18 protein-coding genes are annotated in these 19,053 nt (G+C 66.4%); 6 read left to right on the plus strand and 12 right to left on the minus strand.

Annotation, left to right across the window (positions count from 1 at the left end; genetic code table 11):
• Window positions 1-3: 3 nt before the first annotated feature.
• The 3 genes from NNX37_RS03745 to NNX37_RS03755 form a co-directional block, all read right to left on the minus strand.
• Window positions 4-525, minus strand: a complete 522-nt coding sequence (locus NNX37_RS03745; protein ID WP_255790959.1) for a hypothetical protein — start codon at window positions 523-525, stop codon at window positions 4-6.
• A 279-nt stretch (window positions 526-804) separates the two neighbouring features.
• On the minus strand, window positions 805-1,401 hold the full coding sequence (locus tag NNX37_RS03750) for a TetR/AcrR family transcriptional regulator (RefSeq protein WP_255790960.1): 597 nt from the start codon (window positions 1,399-1,401) through the stop codon (window positions 805-807).
• A gap of 25 nt (window positions 1,402-1,426) precedes the next feature.
• Window positions 1,427-2,125 (minus strand): TetR/AcrR family transcriptional regulator, encoded by a 699-nt coding sequence (locus NNX37_RS03755; protein WP_255790961.1) that lies wholly within the window; start codon window positions 2,123-2,125, stop codon window positions 1,427-1,429.
• Window positions 2,126-2,279: 154 nt separating this feature from the next.
• On the opposite strand from NNX37_RS03755, the gene NNX37_RS03760 reads away from it, so the two are divergent.
• Window positions 2,280-3,599 carry an acyl-CoA dehydrogenase family protein gene (locus NNX37_RS03760; protein WP_255790962.1) on the plus strand — a complete coding sequence of 440 codons (1,320 nt, stop codon included), beginning with the start codon at window positions 2,280-2,282 and terminating at the stop codon, window positions 3,597-3,599.
• Between the two features lie 129 nt (window positions 3,600-3,728).
• Here the strand turns inward: NNX37_RS03760 and NNX37_RS03765 are convergent, their stop codons facing one another.
• From NNX37_RS03765 to NNX37_RS03785, 5 genes are all read right to left on the minus strand, one after another.
• Window positions 3,729-4,505, minus strand: a complete 777-nt coding sequence (locus NNX37_RS03765; RefSeq protein WP_255790963.1) for an ATP-binding cassette domain-containing protein — start codon at window positions 4,503-4,505, stop codon at window positions 3,729-3,731.
• Window positions 4,502-5,521 (minus strand): ABC transporter permease, encoded by a 1,020-nt coding sequence (locus NNX37_RS03770; protein WP_255790964.1) that lies wholly within the window; start codon window positions 5,519-5,521, stop codon window positions 4,502-4,504. The genes NNX37_RS03765 and NNX37_RS03770 overlap by 4 nt, the downstream gene beginning before the upstream one ends.
• 29 nt (window positions 5,522-5,550) lie before the next feature.
• Window positions 5,551-6,522, minus strand: a complete 972-nt coding sequence (locus tag NNX37_RS03775) for a sugar ABC transporter substrate-binding protein (protein WP_255790965.1) — start codon at window positions 6,520-6,522, stop codon at window positions 5,551-5,553.
• 311 nt (window positions 6,523-6,833) lie between these two features.
• Entirely contained in the window at window positions 6,834-7,292 is a 459-nt protein-coding gene (locus NNX37_RS03780; RefSeq protein WP_255790966.1) for a DoxX family protein, read from the minus strand.
• 61 nt (window positions 7,293-7,353) lie between these two features.
• Window positions 7,354-8,529, minus strand: coding sequence for a M20 metallopeptidase family protein (locus tag NNX37_RS03785; protein ID WP_255790967.1), 1,176 nt, complete (start codon window positions 8,527-8,529; stop codon window positions 7,354-7,356).
• Between the two features lie 275 nt (window positions 8,530-8,804).
• Between NNX37_RS03785 and NNX37_RS03790 the strand changes: the two genes are divergently transcribed.
• From NNX37_RS03790 to NNX37_RS03805, 4 genes are all read left to right on the plus strand, one after another.
• On the plus strand, window positions 8,805-10,202 hold the full coding sequence (locus NNX37_RS03790; protein WP_255790968.1) for a sensor histidine kinase: 1,398 nt from the start codon (window positions 8,805-8,807) through the stop codon (window positions 10,200-10,202).
• Window positions 10,203-10,279: 77 nt separating this feature from the next.
• Complete coding sequence (locus NNX37_RS03795; RefSeq protein ID WP_255790969.1) at window positions 10,280-11,020, plus strand: response regulator; 741 nt, start codon at window positions 10,280-10,282, stop codon at window positions 11,018-11,020.
• Window positions 11,021-11,125: 105 nt separating this feature from the next.
• Window positions 11,126-12,007, plus strand: a complete 882-nt coding sequence (locus NNX37_RS03800) for an ABC transporter ATP-binding protein (RefSeq protein WP_255790970.1) — start codon at window positions 11,126-11,128, stop codon at window positions 12,005-12,007.
• Window positions 12,004-13,233 (plus strand): ABC transporter permease, encoded by a 1,230-nt coding sequence (locus tag NNX37_RS03805; protein WP_255790971.1) that lies wholly within the window; start codon window positions 12,004-12,006, stop codon window positions 13,231-13,233. The genes NNX37_RS03800 and NNX37_RS03805 overlap by 4 nt, the downstream gene beginning before the upstream one ends.
• A gap of 70 nt (window positions 13,234-13,303) precedes the next feature.
• On the opposite strand, the gene NNX37_RS03810 is transcribed toward NNX37_RS03805, so the two are convergent.
• From NNX37_RS03810 to NNX37_RS03825, 4 genes are all read right to left on the minus strand, one after another.
• Window positions 13,304-14,878, minus strand: coding sequence for an acyl-CoA synthetase (locus tag NNX37_RS03810; RefSeq protein ID WP_255790972.1), 1,575 nt, complete (start codon window positions 14,876-14,878; stop codon window positions 13,304-13,306).
• Between the two features lie 4 nt (window positions 14,879-14,882).
• On the minus strand, window positions 14,883-15,893 hold the full coding sequence (locus NNX37_RS03815) for an ABC transporter substrate-binding protein (protein WP_255790973.1): 1,011 nt from the start codon (window positions 15,891-15,893) through the stop codon (window positions 14,883-14,885).
• A gap of 255 nt (window positions 15,894-16,148) precedes the next feature.
• Window positions 16,149-18,317, minus strand: a complete 2,169-nt coding sequence (gene malQ / locus NNX37_RS03820; RefSeq protein ID WP_255790974.1) for a 4-alpha-glucanotransferase — start codon at window positions 18,315-18,317, stop codon at window positions 16,149-16,151.
• 59 nt (window positions 18,318-18,376) lie between these two features.
• Entirely contained in the window at window positions 18,377-18,703 is a 327-nt protein-coding gene (locus NNX37_RS03825; protein WP_255790975.1) for a DUF6221 family protein, read from the minus strand.
• Between the two features lie 111 nt (window positions 18,704-18,814).
• Between NNX37_RS03825 and NNX37_RS03830 the strand changes: the two genes are divergently transcribed.
• On the plus strand, window positions 18,815-19,048 hold the full coding sequence (locus tag NNX37_RS03830; RefSeq protein ID WP_255790976.1) for a hypothetical protein: 234 nt from the start codon (window positions 18,815-18,817) through the stop codon (window positions 19,046-19,048).
• The last annotated feature ends 5 nt before the right edge of the window (window positions 19,049-19,053 follow it).

Consider the following 19,053-nt stretch of genomic DNA (forward strand, 5'->3'; position numbering starts at 1 on the left):
CGGTCAGTCCCCCAGCGGATCCTGGCCGGGGACTGCCTTGCGGAAAGTGCTCCAATGCTCGGCAAGCTTGCCGTTGTGCACCCGAAAAACGGTGAGGATGTTCCAGTCGTAGGAGGCCTCCGGAATGACAGGATCCGGGACGACCTCGCGCATCATGAGGCACGCAACCTCGCCATCAAGAATGACACTCACCACCGGCGGCGGAACGACCCCGGTGACCGGGACATGCCGGAAGTGCTCGATAAGGTTCCCGAGGCCGTTACCGGCCGCGTTCGGGTCGTGCTGGACATAGTCTTCGGCGGCGTATCTGGTCATCACCTCGACAACCTGTTCCTGCACCTTGTCGTCGCGGACCATACGGGCCAGGTCTGCTTCGAAGTCGATAAGCAGGCGCTTGACCGCGGTGCGTTCCGGCGAAGAATCAGCAGCGACCGCCGCCTTGAACTCCTCATTGTCGAGCCAGTTCTGATAAATCGCGGGATCACTGATCTCTGCGATTCCATTGATGACGGTAAATCCAGCCATGGTGCGGATCCTCTCTGCAGCTGTCGGCGTCGTGTCAGGGGCAGACACCGCATCGAAACGCCATCGTTTCGATCAGCTCGAGGGTCACGCTACTGCCACGCCGCAGGGAGCGCAACCCCCCCCCCCCTCACATTCGCAGCCTGCTCCCGGTGCAGGAGCTCAGTGGCTTGGCCGGTCGGTTCCGGCATGGTTTGCCGCCGATGACCCGTGTGCGTAGAGGGGTTGCCGCCGGAGCCGATGTGGCGCGCGTGGGCGACGTCGGGGCGCGAGCGTGAAGTGTCAGCGGTGCGAGAGCACCGGGATCAGAATCGTGTCGACAAAGCCGGCCAAGTACTCGCGGTCCGGAAATGTCCCCTCCGCCAGGTGTTTGGCGAGCGGCATGGATAAGAACGCATGATGGCAGTACCGCCGAACGGTCGCATCGACGGAGATTTCCCGCCGCTCGACGGCGCGGTCGATGGCGCGGTCGAGCGGGGAACCCGCGGGAGCCGAGAGCTGCTCACGCATCGTCTCCGCAAGTGCCTCATCGCGCATCGACGCGTGGGCGAGGGCCGCGAGGAGCGTCATCTCGGATTCAGCCACATGGGCGACCTGCTCCATGACGGCGAGTAGATCGCCGCGTAACGTGCCGGTGTCTACATCGGCCGGCTCCCCTAGCTGGGAGTGTGAACGGAGGGCGGCCATCACTAGGCCCGGCTTGCCGTGCCACTGGCGATAGATCGTCGCCGTGCTGCATTTGGAGCGTTTCGCCACGGCGGGCATGGCCAGACCTTCATAACCGACCTCTTCGAGGAGGCCAAGGGTCTCGGCGAGGATCTCCGCCTCACGGTGCGGCGAGAGCCGGCTGTGCCGAGGCCGTTCAGCGGGATCGCTCACCGTTGCACCCTTTCCACAATCATCCTTAGCCCAGCGCCGGGCCCCACGGATAGTCGTAGCCGGGCTTCAGCACCAGGTCCTGCTCCCCCGCAATCGGACGCAGCCCGCGCAGGAAGACACGCACAATGTAGTCAACATGGGCTTCGAGCAGCTCGTCGGAGACGTCGACGTCTGAGATCAGTGCATCGAACTCGATGCCGGACACCGTCATCCGCAGGAGCATTGAGGCGTGCGCCTCCGGCCGATCTACTTCGAAGCCGTGCTCGGAGCCATAATCAACGAGCAGCTGCGCGATGATGCTGATGATGTCCGAGACGTCAGGCATTGCAATGGTCGTGAACGCTGCCTGGATCTCTCGCCGCCGGTTGTGCTCAGCGATCATCACGCGGAAGTACGCGATCGCCTGTGCGCCCGTGCCGGCCCTGGTAGCCGCGACCAGCGCGCCTACCAGCCGATCCTCAGCGGACCCCTCTCCGGATCCGTCGCGCTGTCGAAGCTCGCGCAACCGCTGCCCGAGCTCCATGCTTCCATGCTGCAGAACAGCTTTGAAGAGCTCAAGCTTGTCCGCGAAGTGCGCATAGACCGTCGTCTTGGACACTCCTGCCCGAGCCGCCACCGCATCCATGGATGTGCCGTCATACCCATTGAGCAACAACAGTTCAACGGCGGCGTCGAGCACCGCGTCGCGCTTGCTGCGCCTGCCGCTTGGTTTTGCCCGTGGCATTCGGCTCTCCTCTGTTTACGCTCCGACTCGACTCGCACCTGCGAGTTGCCGCTCATCGCCATCTTATGCTCTGGACCGACCAGTACGGAAAGAGGGCATGGACAAGGGGCGCACTGATCCGTACAGTACAGGCCACCCAACGGACGGAGATAATATGACTGACACGATTCCCCAGCACTCTGACGAACTGAGTCCCGGGCTCCCCCCTGAGCGGTCGAGCCCCCTGGATGCACCGGCGTCGAGATATCTCAGTGCGGAGGGGAAACGGCTCGCCGACGGGGTGCGCGACCTCCAGCACCGCATTCGGGAGCTCGCCCCCGAGGCCGAGCGCCGCGGCCGTCTCAGCACGGAGATTGTCGAGGCCTTTACCGAACTTGGCCTCTACCGCGCCTGTGCCCCCATCGAGTACGGCGGATCCGCTCTGGGTGCTCGCGATATCGCTGAGATTGCGCGGGCACTCGGACGAGGCGACGCCGCGGCAAGCTGGACCTTCTTCGTGGGCACCAGCCTCCGCATGGTCAGCACCTTCCCGAAGCCCTTGGTGGACGAGCTCTACAGCCGTCAGCAGGGCCACATCGGCCCGCTCGCCGCCGGGGGGTCGACGTTTGCCGCCGTGACGGGCAAGGCGGTCAGGGTGGAAGGGGGATGGAGCATCGAGGGGAAATGGACCTACGTATCGGGGAATCACGACGCCGCCTGGCTCTTCGGCGGTGCCGCCTGGGTTGATGGAGACCGCAGCGGTCATGCACTTTTCATGATGGACCCGGCCGACGTCCAGCCGGTTGATGACTGGCATGTGGCCGGCATGATGGCATCCGACTCCAACTCCATCATCACAACGAAGCCGATGTTCGTGCCCGACCATCGCTTCATCGATATGGCAGAGTTCCCGATGCACCTGGACAGTGCGGCGGAACGGTTCGCAGGCCTTGCCTACCGGGCGAAGACACGGGCATCCATGATGACCGCCACGGTATTGAACATGGCCACCCTGGTCGGCATGGGCGAGGGCGCCTTGGAGGTGTTCCAGGAGCTCGCGCCGAAACGGAAGCCGTTCAGCCCGCCGTATGACACGGTTGCCGAAATGGCGTCCAGCCAGGTTGCAGCCGGTAAGGCAAAGGCGCTTCTCGGCGTTGCGGGCGCGGCCGTACTCCAGTACGCGGACGAGATCGACCATCTCGCGGTTCGCGGTGAAGACTACACCGGCGATGAGGAGGCGCAGGGCTGCACGGATCTCGCCTTCGCCGGCCAGCTTGCGAAGGACGCAATCGACCTCCTCCTGCGCATCCTGGGTTCGTCGGGTATGGCACTGTCCAACCCGCTCCAGCGTTACTCGCGCGACGCCGGCGTCATACTCTCCCACGGCGCAATGCGGCTCGAATCGCTTGCAGAGATCAGTGGGCGTCGCCTCCTCGGACAGCCCCCGTTCAAGATGTTCGCGGGTGGGCTGCAGGACAAGGGTGCGCAGAAGTAACCGGCGCGAAAGACGCTGAGGATCATGGGTGGAGCTTTCGTTCCACCCATGATCCTCTTTTCAGAGCTAGCCGTGAAAAAGGGGGAGGTAGAGGCGCTGGTCGCCCCGCCTCCCCCCTCTGCGTGCAGCTCAGGAGGCCAGCATGCCCTCTTGGACGGAGGCTCCCGTAATCCAGCCGATGACGCTTTCCTTGTCGACTGACTGCGTCGCGATATCTGCCACCTTGCGCCCGCGGTTGAGGACGACGGTGCGATTGGACACGGCGAAGGCGAGGGGAAGGTTATGCGTGACCACGACGATCGAGGTGCCTCGCGCCGCGAGGGTCTTGATGAGCTCCTCGACGAGTTCGGTCTGCTCGTGTCCGAGCGCAGCCGTCGGCTCATCCATGAGGAGGATGCCCTGCTCGGGCAGGCGCGCGCTTGCCCGAGCGATGGCGATTACCTGGCGCTGCCCACCGGACAGCATCTCGACGGGGCGAGTCACCGGCGCCGTCCGGATTCCCAGTTCGTCGAGTTCGCGCTCCGACTCGCGCCGCATCGCCTTGTGGTCGAGAAAGCCGAGCCATCCGAGAGGACCACGCTTGAGTTGCTCCCGGCCCAGGGTGAGGTTCCCGGCAATATCCATCGCCTCCACCAGTGCGAGATCCTGGTACACCATCTGGACCCCTGCCCCGGAAGCATCCCGCGGCGACTTGAAATCCACCGGGCGCCCGTGCACCAGGATCTCCCCGGAACTGGGGCTATGCGCACCCGACATGACCTTCAGAAGCGTCGACTTGCCGGCACCGTTGTCGCCCAACAGCGCGACGACCTCGCCTGGCCGGACAGCCAGGGATACTCGCTCCAGGGCGCGCGCATATCCGTAGTGAACAGAGATGTCTTTCAGTTCCAGTGCGGCGTCGCTCATCGTGTTCCTCTTTTCGCGCCGTCGTCGCTGCTGGCGAGAAGGAGCTTTGACGTTGTGTTTGTCGTCCACATGTTGAGGCCGAGACCGCCGACCAGCAGCACGCCCGTCACCACGGAAGACCAGTCCGCCGGCACCTTCGCCAGCAGCAGTCCGGCGGAGATTGTCGCTACCACGATCACGCCGAGTCCGACTCGAGGGAGGCTCCCCCGCCCACCGACGAACGGCACCCCGGCAAGCGCAACAGCTGTCATTGCGGTGAAGACGGTGCCCACGCTGGCGCTCGGGACCGCGGTCGTAATGTAGGCCGCCGTCACGATTCCTCCGAGGGCTGCGCACAGACCCGAGATCGCGAAGCCGAGGATGCGGTACCAGTTAACCGCGATGCCGACGCGGCGGGCGGCCTCGGCGCTGCCGCCGACGGCCAGCAGACGCGTCCCCCCGCGGGTGAACTTGAGGAACACAGTGAGGATGATGAAGAGGACCACCGCGATGTACACCGGTGCGGGAATGCCGAAATATGTCCGCGTTCCCATGAACACCAGCTGGGTGAGCCCCGAGATGTTGTAGCTGCCGGCGATCAGGAGCGATGCACCACTGAGCACGCTGAGCATGGCGATGGTGACGATGAGGGGATTGAACCCCCGGAGCACGACCACGGCGTTGACAAGACCCACGACGAGTCCCGTCAGCAAGCCGAACATGATCGCCGCCCCCACCGGCAGCCCCTCCTGAAGGAGGCGCCCGGTGACGACGCCGGCCAATGCGGCTGTGCCAGGCACCGAGAGGTCCAGCACTCCCGTCATAATCCCCACAGCGACACCCGCGGCGAAGATGCTCGCGATCGCTGCCGCGTTCAATATCGAGATAGCGGTGGGGAGGGTGAGGAAGTACGGTGCCCCCCAGAACGCGAAGACGATGATGATCGCGATGAAGAGTGCCAGGAGGCCTTGGTCACGGATCAGGAGCAGACCACGGATCTTCCACGGCAGGGCGTTGTTCGGCGAAAGCTGACTCACCGTGTCGGCCCGGGTAACCAGCGCCATATTCAGTTACCGCCCGTAGCCTTAACCGGAGTCTCGATGATCCCGCCCTTGGAGGTGGGGTCAGACATCAGGCGAATGAGGTCTGCTCCGGCCTCGTCAACGGCGGTGGAGTAGTCCCAGCTGACGACCGCCGTGATGTCTCCGGCCTCCTGCGCGGCCACGGCCGCGTCACCGCCGCCTCCGGCCACGATGCAGGCCGGAGTCTTGTTGGCAGCCTTGAAGGCACCCGCCGCACCGAGCGCGGTCTCGTCGCTCGCCGCAATGATGACGTTCGCATCGGGGTTGGCGATGAGGAGCTGCGAGACGGTGGTCTGTGCACTCGAAATGTCCGCAGCCTCGCCGGTCGCGACGATGGGGACGTCCGGGGCTCCGGCTGCAAAGGAATCTTCGATGGCACCGATGACCTGCTCTGTGCCGCCGGCGGCATCAGGCGGCATCAGGAACAGCGCCTCGCGCCCTTCGCCGTCAACGGCGCACGTCGCTGCGGTGTCGCCGATCATCGTCCCGTACTTCATGAAGTCCGGCTCGTCGAACGCGATTCCCGGCTGAGGTCCCTCTAATCCGACCGACATGGGCGGACCCTCCACAACCACGGGAATCTTCGCCGCCTGCAGCGCCGCGATGCTCTGAGCAGCGGTCTCAGGCGCCACGGGCATGATCCACGCCCCCACGATGCTGCGCGTGTCGATGGCCTGCTGGATCTGCTGGGCCTGCTTCACCGCGTCGAAGCCAGCGTCCTGGATGGTGACGGTGTACCCCTCACCCTCGAAGTACTCGACCACGCCGTCGGCTAGCGCCGCGACGACGTCGATCTGGGAGGACGGAGTGAAGAAGGCGATCTCTCCCTTCGACTCCGCGCCGGCGGAACCGGCGGGCTTGGCAGCCGCTTCCTCGGAGGCGGCACATCCGGGTAGGGTCAACAGGCTGACCGCGAGCGCGGTGCCTGCGATTGCGAGGGAGCGAGTATTCTTCATTGAATCTCCTTGTGCACGGGGCAGCATTGCCTGCGAAAGACACCAGACATTATCGGTTTCTGCACTGTACCGACCAGTAGCCTAATGCGCAATACCCCCGGCGCCCGCGGCTTTCCTCCCTAAACCCGTAGGACGCGACCGTGCGCAGCTGATGCTGCCTGCAGGGGGTTCCGGCGCGGTTTTCCCGCACTGTGTGACGACAGGGGCGCGTGTTGTTACAACGGGAAGCGGACACCAGTGGCTGGATGTTGCGCCGGATTCGAAGGCTCCGGCGCGTTCATAGTGCAGTAGATGTCCCCGCTCCCTGAGAGTCAGCCCTTCAGCCCGCCCCGCAGCGCCTTCCATGCACCGGTGGACCAGAGTGCCCACAGCACCAGCGGCGGCTGGAAGAACAGCCGGGCCAGCCGGGCGCCGTCGGACTCCAGGCCGAACGCGTCCGTATGCGTGACGTACTGGGAAATGTTGCCCGGGAAGATCGCGATGAAGAAGGCAGCCGCGGCCAGGCCCACCGGCACCCGCCGCTTCGGCAGCAGGATCAGCGCCGCGCCGAGGCTGATCTCGGCGACGCCGGAGAGCAGCACCACGGCGTCCTCCCCCAGCGGTACCCATTCGGGCACCTGCGCCTGGAACTCCTGCCGGGCGAAGGTCAGGTGCGAGGTGCCGGCAAAGGCCAGGAACGTCCCGAGGCCGACGGCGGCCCAGCGGCGGGGTTTCGACGTCGGCGGTGCGGGGCGGGCGGCAAGGGCAAGGACCTTCGAGAAGGGAGACATGCTCCCGACGCTAACACCCCCGCCCCGGCCGGGGCAGGGGTGCGGTCAACGGCAGGTGTGCTCAGGTGAGCCGGTTGTAGGCCAGCTGCGCCAGGGCGGCGGCCTGGTCCCCCAGCACCGCGTCGTCGAAGACCACCCGCGGGGAATGGTTCCAGGCGGCGGTGACCGGATTGACTTCCGGCGGCGTCGCTCCCAGGAAGAGGAAGGTGCCGGGAACCTCATTGAGTATCAGCGAGAAATCCTCGGAACCCATCAGCGGATCCCGGGATTCGAGCACCCGGTCCTCGCCGAAGATCTCCCGCAGTCCGGTGACGGCCTCGCGAGTCCGGTCCGCGTCGTTGCGGGTGACCGGGTACCGGATGGTGAAGTCCACCTCCGCGGTGCACCCGTGTGCGGAGGCAATTCCCTCGGCGAGCGCCTTGGACTCCACGATCACCCGGTCCAGGGATTCCTCCGAGAGGGTGCGGACCGAGGCGCCGAGGCTGGCGGTATCGGGAATAACGTTGATCGCCTCCCCGGCGGAAAGCTGTGTAACGGTGAGCACAATCGGATCGAACGCGGAAAACCGGCGCGTGGCCATAATCTGCAGCGCCGTCGCGATTTCGGTCAGGGCGGGCACCGGATCGATGGCTGTCTGCGGCTGCGAGCTGTGCCCGCCGGATCCCTTCACCGTAATCCTCAATTCGTTCGCTCCGGCCATCAGCGTGCCGGGCTTGGTCCGGAAGACCCCCAGCGGACCGGGACGCACATGGATGCCGTAGGCGGCGACGGGACGTTCCCCGGCGGCGTCGAGCACTCCCTCGTCCAGCATCAGGCTCGCACCGTCGTGCCCCTCCTCCCCCGGCTGGAACATAAAGATCACGTTGCCGGAGAGGTCCTGCTGCTGGGCACAGAGCAGGCGGGCGGCACCCACGAGGCCGGCCACATGCAGGTCGTGTCCGCAGGCGTGCATGGCGCCGTTGGTGGAGGCATAGTCCAGATCGGTCAGTTCACTCACCGGCAGTGCGTCCATGTCGCCGCGCAGCAGGACCGTCGGGCCGGGTTCGGCTCCGCGCAGTACGGCGACCACGGAGGTGGTCTTGACCCCCAAAGTGATGTCCAGGTCCAGCCCCTCCAGGGCGGCAAGGACTTTTTCCTGCGTCCGGGGCAGGTTGATTCCGGTCTCCGGGTCCCGGTGCAGCTCCCGCCGCAGGGCCACCAGTTCAGGCAGGATCGCCTGTGCTTCCTGTACAAACATGCTGTAAGTCCTGTCATCTACGCTGATGGCCGGCTGCCGTCCGGGCTGCCTCTACTACGCAGTAAATCACTCCTTTCGCTCCAGCACAGCGGTGCGGGTCCCTCCCGGGCCGTTTCCGGTACGACGACGGCGGCAGACTGGGCAGCCCACCGGCACCCGGGGCATCCCCGGGCGCCGGGCTCGAGCCGCACCCCAGCGGCAGACTCTCTCATCCCCCGGTCGCTCATCCCCGCGGCGGAGCCCCCGCGCACCGTGCGGCTCCTAGACTGGGCACCATGATCGAGACCATGGCCTTCGACCGGGCCAACGCCGCCGCAGAGCAGCACCAGAAGACGCGGCCGCGCTGGCTCACCCGCCTCCCCTGGCGGACCGGCGAGGACTGGGAACGCCCGGGGCCCACCCGCGACCAGCAGCGCCACGACGTCGTCGGAACCCTGGTCCTGCTGCTGGCCTCCGCGTTCATTTTGGAGGTGAGCCGCGGAATCGGCGCCCTGGCCGGGGAAACCGAGCCCATCTGGATCCAGCACCTGGCGCTGGCTCTGATCATCCTGCCCTTGGTGGTGCGCCGACGTTACCCGGTGGCGGTCATGCTGGTCTGCAGCGCCGTGTTCCTGGGCCTGGGACTGCTGGTGCCCATGGTCGCCACCCAGATGACCTTCCAGGCGGCCTATTTCGCCTCGCTCTACACCGCCGTGGCATGGGCGAAGGACCGAAGGATGCTCTGGCTCGGCACCACCGTGGTTATTGCGGTGATGGCCTTGTGGGTCATCCTCTCCTTCACCGTCTCGTCCTCCTATGACGGCATGCTGGAACGGATCACGGAAGGCGATGACACCTACCGCGGATTCCTGCCGCCGCTGGTTTCCCTGGCCCTGTACAACCTGGCGATCAACGCGGCGTTCTTCGGCGGAGCCATCATGTTCGGCATGAGTGCCTGGCGCAGCGCGCACCAGCGTGAACTTCTTGTCCGGCAGTCCGCACAGCTGGAACTCCAGGCGACGGAACTGGCCCGGCAGGCGGTGCTGGACGAGCGGCTGCGCATTGCACGGGAGTTGCACGACGTCGTCGCGCACCACATCTCGGTGATCGGCGTCCAGGCCGGCGCGGCACGGCGCGTGCTGGAGAAAAAGCCGGAAGCTACGGCGGGCGCCCTGCAGACCATTGAGGCCTCCTCCCGGGAGGCGGTCGAGCAGATGCGCTCCCTGCTGGGCGTGCTCCGCGCCGGCGAGGACCCGGGCCCAGAGTCCGACGGCGGTGCGCGGCGCAGTCCGGAGCCCGGCCTGGCGGACCTCCCCGAACTGGTGCAGGAGCAACCGGGACTGTCGGTGTCCTACCACCGGTCCGAGGACGCTCCCGGCGCCCTGGACCGGGTCCCCGCACCCATGGGCCTCTCCATTTACCGCACCGTTCAGGAGTCCCTCGCCAACGTCCGCAGGCACTCCACCGCAGGGGCCGCCGTCGTGGCGCTCCGGACCGGCACCACGGAGACAGGGAACCGCTGGGTGGAAGTCGAAACCGTGGACAACGGCAGGCCGCGCGCCGGGGACACTGCGGGGTCCGGCTTCGGCATCCGGGGCATCCGTGAGCGTGCTGACCTGCACGGCGGCATCGCCGAAATAGGTCCGCGGTCCGGCGGCGGCTGGCGCGTCAGGGTCCGCTTTCCGGTGCGTTGACCGCTACCGTGGGTGCCGGGGGCGGTACCGTGCCGTGGGCTGGGGCATGCCCCTGCGAAAAGGAGAGACACAAGTCGATGGAACCGATCCGGGTCCTGCTGGCCGATGACCAGGCCCTGCTGCGGGCGGGGTTTGCCATGATGCTTTCAGTTGAAGACGAAATCGAGGTGGTGGGGCAGGCCGCCAACGGCCGCGAAGCGGTGGACTTCGCTGCGGCGCATCCCGTGGACATCATCCTCATGGACGTGCAGATGCCGGTGCTCGACGGCATCCGGGCCACCGAACAGGTGGTGCAGGCCGGCACCGCGAAGGTCATCATCCTCACCACCTTTGAACGCGACGACTACCTGTTTGACGCCATCAGTGCCGGGGCGAGCGGCTTCCTGCTCAAGAACTCCGATCCGGATGACCTGGTCGCAGCGGTCCATGCGGTGGCCTCCGGCCATGCCCTGCTGGCACCGGAGATGACCGTCCGGGTGATCGAGCGATTCGCCCGGCAGCTGCATGCCGAGGCCGCGGGGTCGCCGACAAATCCGGCGGACACCCCGGCTGCCGGGATGCGTCCGCCGGCCGGCTCCAGCCAGCAGCGGAAACTGCTGGCTTCGCTCACCTCCCGCGAGCGCGAAGTGCTGGTGAACGTGGCCGCCGGGCGCAGCAATGCCGAGATTGCCGCGGGCATGTTTGTGGCCGAAGCGACCGTCAAAACCCACGTCTCCAACCTGCTGGGCAAGATCCAGGTCCGGGACCGGGTGCAGGCCGTGGTGTTCGCGTACGAGTCCGGCCTCATCCTCCCGGGGGATAAGCCCGCCGCCGGCTGAGCCCCGCAGGTTCCACCCCGCGGCCGATCCGCTCCGGCGCCCTTCTGCCTAAGCTCGAAGCAGAAAACAACCGCCAGGCCCGGCTTCCGCTGAAAGGAACAGCCCATGTTGCAGGTCCGCAACCTCACCCGACGCTTCGGGGACAAGACCGCCGTCGACGACGTCACGTTCGACATTCCGTCCGGCCGCATGACCGGCTTCGTCGGCGCGAACGGCGCCGGCAAGACCACCACCATGCGCATGATCATGGGCGTGCTGACCGCCACCTCCGGCGACGTGCTGCTGGACGGTTCCCCGGTGACCGCCGCGCAGCGGGCACAGTTCGGGTACATGCCCGAAGAGCGCGGCCTCTACCCCAAGCAGCCCATCATCGACCAGCTGGTCTACCTCGGCCAGCTGCACCGGATGAGCCAGTCCTCCGCCCGGCGCGAGGCACTGGCACTGCTGGACCGGTTTAATCTGGCCGACCGGAGCAAGGACAAGCTCGAATCGCTCTCCCTGGGCAACCAGCAGCGCGTGCAGATCGCCGCCTCGCTGCTGCACCGGCCCACCGCCCTGATCCTGGACGAGCCGTTTTCCGGACTGGATCCGATCGCGGTCGACTCCATGGTGGAGCTGCTGCGCGAACGGACCGCGGCCGGCGTGCCGGTGCTGTTCTCCAGCCACCAGCTGGACCTGGTGGACCGGCTCTGCGACAACCTCGTGGTCCTGCAGAATGGCCGCCTGATGGCCGCCGGCACCGGCGACGATCTGCGCGCCACGGCACCCCGGCGGCACCGCATCACGGTCTCCCCCGACGCCGGCTGGCTGCGCGAGGAAACCGGGCTCACCGTCATCGATGTGGCCGGTCCCTCCGCACTCGTGGAGTTCGACGACGACGTACACGCCCAGCGCACCCTGGCCGCCGCGCTCTCCCGCGGCACGGTGCAGGAATTCGCCCCCATCCGTCCTTCCCTGAGCGACATCTACCGTGAGGTGACAGCATGAGCACCGAAATCCGCACCCCCGTCGCTACGCCCGGGCAGACTCCGGAAGCCCCGGACAACACCCCGGCCTGGGCAATCGTGACGCTGCGCGAAGTCATGGTCAAAATGCGCGACCGCACCTACCTGCTTTCCACCCTGGTGACCCTGCTGCTGATCGGTGGCACCGTTTTCTTCAACGCCTACATGTCCGCCCGCGGCTCGGACCACACGGTGGCCGTGGCCGATTCCGCCGCCACCGAAATCATCGCCGCCGCGGACGCCGCCGGCTCTGAAAATGACGGCAATACCTCCTTCGAAGCCGTGACAGCTGACTCCCCGGAGGCTGCCCTGCAGCTGGTCCGCGACGAAGAGGCCGACGCCGCGCTGCTGCAGGAGGAGAACGGCAACTGGACCCTGACCGGGAAGGACGAGATCGATTCCGGGCTGCGCGGGCCGGTCTCCGAAGCCCTGACCGGCTATGTCATCAGTGCCAATGCCGCCGCCGCGGGTACCACGGCCGCGGAACTGACGGCAGGCAGCGAGCTGGACGAAGCCCTGCTGGAAGGCGACGCCGAGCAGGCCGTCATCGCCTCCGTCATTGGCTTCGCGTTCAGTTTCCTTTTCTACATGGCCACGATCCTGTTCGGCATGGCCATTGCCACCTCCGTGCTCGAAGAAAAGCAGAACCGGGTGGTGGAGATCCTGGCCACCGCCATCCCCATCCGCCAGCTCCTCTACGGCAAGGTCATCGGCAACACCATCCTGGCCGTGGTGCAGCTGGCACTCTACGGCGGGGTGGCCCTGCTGACGCTGAACCTCACCGGAACCGCGGATATGGTGGGATCCATCATTCCGGTGTCCGGCTGGTTCCTGGTCTTCTTCCTGGTCGGGTTCCTGATCCTCGCCGCCGGCTGGGCGATGCTCGGCGCCATGGCCAGCCGTTCCGAGGACCTGAACAGCAGCTCCACTCCGGTGATGGCCATCATTTTCGCGGCACTCTTCGCCGGTCTGTTCGCCAAGGGACAGCTGCTGGTCATCGCCTCGTTCGTGCCGGTCATTTCCTCCGTAGCCATGCCCATCCGGATGCTCAACTCGGACGTGCCGCTGTGGCAGACCCTCGCGTCGCTGGCCCTTGCGCTGGCCGCGGCCTACGCGCTGCTGTCCTTCGCCGCCAGGATCTACCGGCGGGCCGTCCTGCAGAGCGGAGGCGCACTGACCATGCGCAAGGCCATGAAGCTGGAGCAGTAGCCCCGGAAGGGATCATCACAAATGGCAGGCGGGGAGCATCGGCTCCCCGCCTGTTTCATTTGTGCCGCACTCAACCCGAATACTGCCGGCGCAGCTCAGCCTTGCGGATCTTTCCGCTCGCCGTTCGGGGAAAGTCCTCCACCATCGTCACGGTGCGCGGCACTTTGTACCGGGCCAGCCGGCCGAAGAGGTGTTGCTGTACTTCTTCGGCCGTCAGCCCGTATCCCTTCCGCAGGCTGATGACCGCACGGGGCACTTCGCCCCATCTGCTGTCCGGCACTCCGATCACGGCAACGGCAGCCACGGCCTCCAGTTCCGCAATGGCCTGCTCAACCTCGGCCGGATAAATGTTCTCCCCGCCGGAAATGATCATGTCCTTCAGCCGGTCGGAAATGAACAGGTATCCGTCGTCGTCGAAATAGCCCATGTCCCCCGACCGGAACCATGCATCCTCCGCGTAGGCCTCCGCGGTGGCGTCGGGCCGGTTCCAGTAGGAGCGGATGACGTTGGGGCCGGAAATCTGGATCTCCCCCACCTCCCCCGCCGGGAGCACCCCGCCGTCCGGGCCCGCGACCCGCACGTCGGTGAAAAAGTGCGGCAGTCCGGCGGAGCCGGCCTTTTCCCGGGACCGCGCGGCGGGAAGCGCCGTGGCGCCCGGAGCCGTTTCCGTCATTCCGTAGCCGTTGGAGAAGGACAGGCCGCGGGCTTCGTAGGCCTCCAGGACGCGCAGGGGCACTGCGGATCCGCCGCAGGTAATGGTGGTCAGCGAGCTGATGTCCCGCTTGTCCCAGTCCGGATGTTCGCACAGCATCTGGTACGTGGTGGGCACGCCGCTGATGTAGGTAGCCGCATACTGTTCAATCGCGGCCAGCGTGCGGCCCGGTTCGAACCTGGTTTCCAGCACCACCGTTCCGCCCTTGAGGAGCACCGGCAGCACGCCCATGTCCAGGGAGGCGACGTGGAACATCGGGGAGATCATCAGGGCGACCTCGGTCCCGGACACGTCATAGTCCACCAGCACGTTGTAGCAGTTCCAGGCCAGGTTCGCGTGGGACAGCAGGGCGCCTTTGGGCTGGCCGGTGGTGCCGGAGGTGTAGAGGATCATCGCCCCGTCCTCTCCCCGGACGGGCAGGTCCAGCCGGTCCGGGGACGCCCCGGCAATCACGGCGTCGAAGTCGGACACGGGCTCCCCGCCCGACTCGTCCACTGTCGCCTCGTCCGCGGCCGGACCGACCTCCGGCGCGGCGCCGTCGGCGACCTCCAGCCGCACCGCCACCGCGGTGCCGGCCGATCCCAGCCGCGCCAGCCGGGCCAGCGCACCGGTGTACGCCAGGACCGTGCTGCCCGAATCCTGCAGCGCAAACCGGATCTCGGGCGGTGCCAGGCGGGTGTTCAGCGGAACAAAGACGGCGCCCAGGGTTCCGGCGGCGAAAAACGTCTCCAGGAAGGCGGGATGGTTATCCCCGAGGAAGGCCACCCGGGAGCCGTGGTCCACGCCGGAGGCCCGCAGTGCCTGTGCCAGCCGGTTGATCCGCTCGTCCAGCTCCGTGTAGCTGATGCCCCGGCCCTGGAAGACCAGTGCCGTCCGGCCGGCGGACTTCAGGCGCCGGCGGTGTATCCATGATCCCAGCCCCTGGTTTTCCATGGCGCTACTGCACCGTCATGGCATCGACGTCCGGTTCCTTTGCCACAAACTCGTACTTCAGCATGAGGGCACCCATATCGTCCAGCTGGTCGCTTCGAAGTTCGGCATCGAACTCCTCCATGGCCAGGTTCTCGGCGACTGCCGGGTCCATATCCATGAACGCCGGAAGGGTGGCGCGGACGTCGTCGATGTTGGCCTGCGCCTGGGTGAGCGTTTCGGTGACGGCTTCCTTGAACGCCGTGACGGTTTCCGCGTTTTCCTCCGCGTACCGGCCGGAGGTAAACGTGACCATCGTAGGCATCCCGGGGACCGCTTCCTGGTTCGGATAGCCCACCAGGACATAGTCGGGATTGGCCAGGGCGCGGCTCAGGAAAGGCTCGGGCAGCCAGATTGCATCCGTGTTGCCGAGCTCGAGCTGGGCTTCCATATCCGGGAAGGGCAGCTCGTTGAACTTGATCTGCTCCGGATCGGCGCCGGCCAGGGCGGCGCTTTCCATGATGGTCAGATCACCCTGGGTATTGACCGCGTTGACGGTAGTGGTTTTGCCTTCCAGATCCGCGAAGGACGTGATCCCGGAGTCCGCGCGGGCCACCACGCCGTTGATGTCATTGCCCTCGGAGAGGGAATTCGAGTACCCGGAGACGATCTGCATATCCAGGCCCTTGTCCTTGGCCACCATGACCGACAGCGGGTTACCCACGGCAAAATGGATATCACCGGTGGAGACCGCGGGCAGCATGGCCGCACCGCCCTGGCCCCGCTGGAGCTCTATTTCCAGCCCGTGCTTCTCGAAAATCCCTTCGTCAATGCCGTACTGCATGGCTGAGGACGGCGCGATGGACAGCACCCCCACCACTACCTGCTGCATTTCACCGGTACCGGAACTTTCACTGCCCGACGGCGACGACTCGGCCTCGGAGCCGCCAGTCGAACCGGAGCAGCCGGTCAGTGCCAGTGCCAGCAGCACGCCGCCTGCCGCAGCGGTGGACAGTTTCCTGGTGATCGTGTTCCTCATGACCTACCTCTTCATTGTGGTGGTAAGAGTGGTGCCCTGGCCGTGACCCCGGACGGTGGCTCCATGAACCCGTGACGGCGGCTGGCTCCATGCCACCCCGGATCGTTGAGAATGTCAACAGTATTATTTTTCCCATACCGGCAGGGACCCCGGGAAGCGCACAAAAAAGCGGTGCGGTGGTCCGCAAGGCAGACCACCGCACCGGTGCTGAGACGAAATCTCCGCAACGCCCGGAGGCGAGGGCGGAGTGGAACCCTAGATCCCCTTCTGCATCAGGGCTGCCAGGGAGCGGAACCTTTCGTTCTGCTCCAGGTCATCCAGCAGCACCGCCTCGCCGTCGGGACCGCAGAGGGGGATCCGCCAGTTCGGATACTCATCGGCCGTCCCCGGCTGGTTTTGGGTCTTTTTCTCGCCCACCAGATCCGCCAGGGCCACTCCCAGGAGCACAGAGGGAGTCTGCAGGATGAATTCGTGCAGCGCCTCCACGGTCTGCTGCACTTCCTCGCCGTGCATTTGCCCGGCCACCTGATCCGAGGCGGACTCCGGCAGCAGTCCGCGCTGCCGGAGCGCGTCCAGCACGGCCTCCTGCGCCTCGCTGTCCGCCTTCCGCTCTTCCTCCACCGGCCGGTTGAGCAGGCCCAGGGATTCGCGCAGGTTCACGTGTTCGCCGGCCAGGTAGCCGGCAGTCGGCGGGAGGTCATGGGTGTTGACGCTGGTCAGCGCGCCCACCCGGTATTCCTCGGGTGCCCGGGGGCCGTCCTCGGTCTGCTCGAACCACAGGATGGAGGTGCCCAGCACCCCGCGCTCGGCGAGGTATTCCTGGACCCACGGCTCGAATACGCCCAGGTCTTCGCCGATGACGACGGCGCCGGCCCGCTGGGCTTCCAGCGCCAGGATGCCGATCATCGCCTCGTGGTCGTAGTAGACGTACGCGCCCTCGCCCGGCGACCCGGCCTCCTGCGGGATCCACCAGAGCCGGATCAGGCCCAGGATGTGGTCCACGCGGATACCGCCGGCATGCCGGAGGATGGTGCGGATCATGTCCCGGTAAGCGGCATAGCCGGACTCGGCCAGGCGTCCCGGATGCCACGGCGGCTGGCTCCAGTCCTGGCCGCGCTGGTTGAACATGTCCGGCGGAGCGCCCACGGAAATGCCGGAGGTCAGCACATCGCGGAGCATCCAGGCGTCGGCGCCGCTGGGGTGCACCCCCACGGCGAGGTCATGAATGACGCCGATTCCCATGCCGGCCTTCTTTGCGGCCCGCTGGACGGCTTCGAGCTGCTCGTCGCAGATCCACTGCAGCCACTTGAAGAAGTCAATCCGTTCCTGCAGCCGGGGCAGCTGCCGGATCACGTAGTCGCTGTCCGGGCCGGTGGCCTCGGCCCATTCCGGGGCGCCGGGGGCCAGTTCCTCGGCCAGGGCACACCAGCGGGCGAAGTTTTCCAGGCCCTGCCCGGCGTCGGCCTTGAAGGCGTCGAACTGCTTCTGCCGGCCCGGGCTGCGCTCCACCTGGTACACATCCTGCAGTGCCTGCAGTTTGGCGGCATAGCTGGCGTTGCGGTCCAGTTCCGCCGCGGAGGTGTTGGCCGGGTACAGCGATCGGGCCGCTTCTTCGGCCGCCTGGCGCCGGTCGTCGGTGAGGTAGGCGTATTCGGGTACTGCTTCCACCCGGATGTACAGCGGGTTGAAGAACCGCCGAGTGGTGGGGAGGTACGGGGAAGGCTCGATGGGGGGAACGGGCTCCGCAGCGTGGAGCGGGTTGATCAGGACGAACCCGGCGTCGTAATCCGTGCCCGCAACGGCGGCAAGGTCCGCCAAATCGGTAAGGTCTCCGATCCCCCAGGACCGGGAGGAGCGGACGGAGTACAGCTGCGCCTGCACGCCCCAGGCGCGGTCGGCTTCCAGCGCGTCCGCAGTGTCGAGTCGGTCCGGGGTGACCACCAGCACGGCGCTGCCGGAGGTGCCGCCGCTTACCGCTTCCAGGCGGTGCCAGCCCAGTTCCAGTCCCTTGGGCAGGGGAACCATGGTGCGTGCCACGGCTGAGCCGTCCACGTCGCGTTCCTCCTCGGGCGTGGAAGGCCAGTCCAGTTCCTGCTCCGAGCCGTCTTCCAGGCGGAGGGTCAGCTGCGCGGAGCTGCCCGGCGGCAGGTGGACCGGCACGCTGCCGGGCTGACCCTGGCGGACGACGACGGTGGGCGGCAGCGGGCGCTTCCATGCGGCTGCCTTTGACTCGGTCAGGGACCGCTCCAAGTCCTGCTCTGAATCGGTGGCCAGGCCCATGGCGGAAAGGACGCTGCGCAGCGTGGAGTCCGAAACCGGTTGCTCGGAACCGTCCCATCCGGTGAAGGTGGTGGCTACCTTGTGAAAATCGGCAAGCTGATGGAGAAGATCCGGGGTGGACGGGGCTTTGGGCTTTTCACTCATAAAACCAATCTATGGCCCCGGCCCCGCCGAACGCACCTCCGGGGTCCGCCGCCCGCCCGCTAGGGGTGTTCCTGCGTGAGGCGCCAATTGTCCTGAAAATCCGGATGGTCTTCGTGGACGGCAGCGAGGGCGGAGAGCGCCAGCCGCGTCCACTCCAGCTCCTCGCGGAACTGGGGATCCTCGTCGGGGTCCACCACCATGCGCGAAAGGGCATGGCGGCGGGCGCCCCCGATGATCTCGATGAGCATGAGCTTCGTTTCGCATTCCTTCAGCAACCGTTCCTCATACCAGCGGTCGGAGAGTGAAACGTCGGAGGATGCGAGTAGTTTGCGGGCTTCGGAAATGTCTTCCTGGAAACGGGTGACCAGGAAATCGACGATATCCATGGCCGAATCGTACCTGTCCGGCGCCCTCCGGTCAGGAGTCCATGCGTGAACGGGAATATTTAACAGCCAAGCCGTGGTTACTGTAAGCATCAACTAAACAGGAGACGCATTTTGCCGGTAGCTAACGCCCACTCCCAATCCACGACGTCGCGCGCCAGGCGCGTGCGCAGCATCCGTTCCCTTCGTCGCGGCGACACCATTGAAGCCCGCAGCGGCGGCACCACGTATTTGCGCGGCGAGGTCCAGGACACCGCCCCCGGCCTGTCCACGGTCTGGATCCGCGACGAGTCCACCGGTCAGCGGACGGCGGCCAGCATGGACGATTTCAGCCTCTGGAAAGAGTAGGGGTT

It is taken from the genome of Arthrobacter zhaoxinii, assembly GCF_024385505.1.
Lineage (GTDB): Bacteria > Actinomycetota > Actinomycetes > Actinomycetales > Micrococcaceae > Arthrobacter_B > Arthrobacter_B zhaoxinii.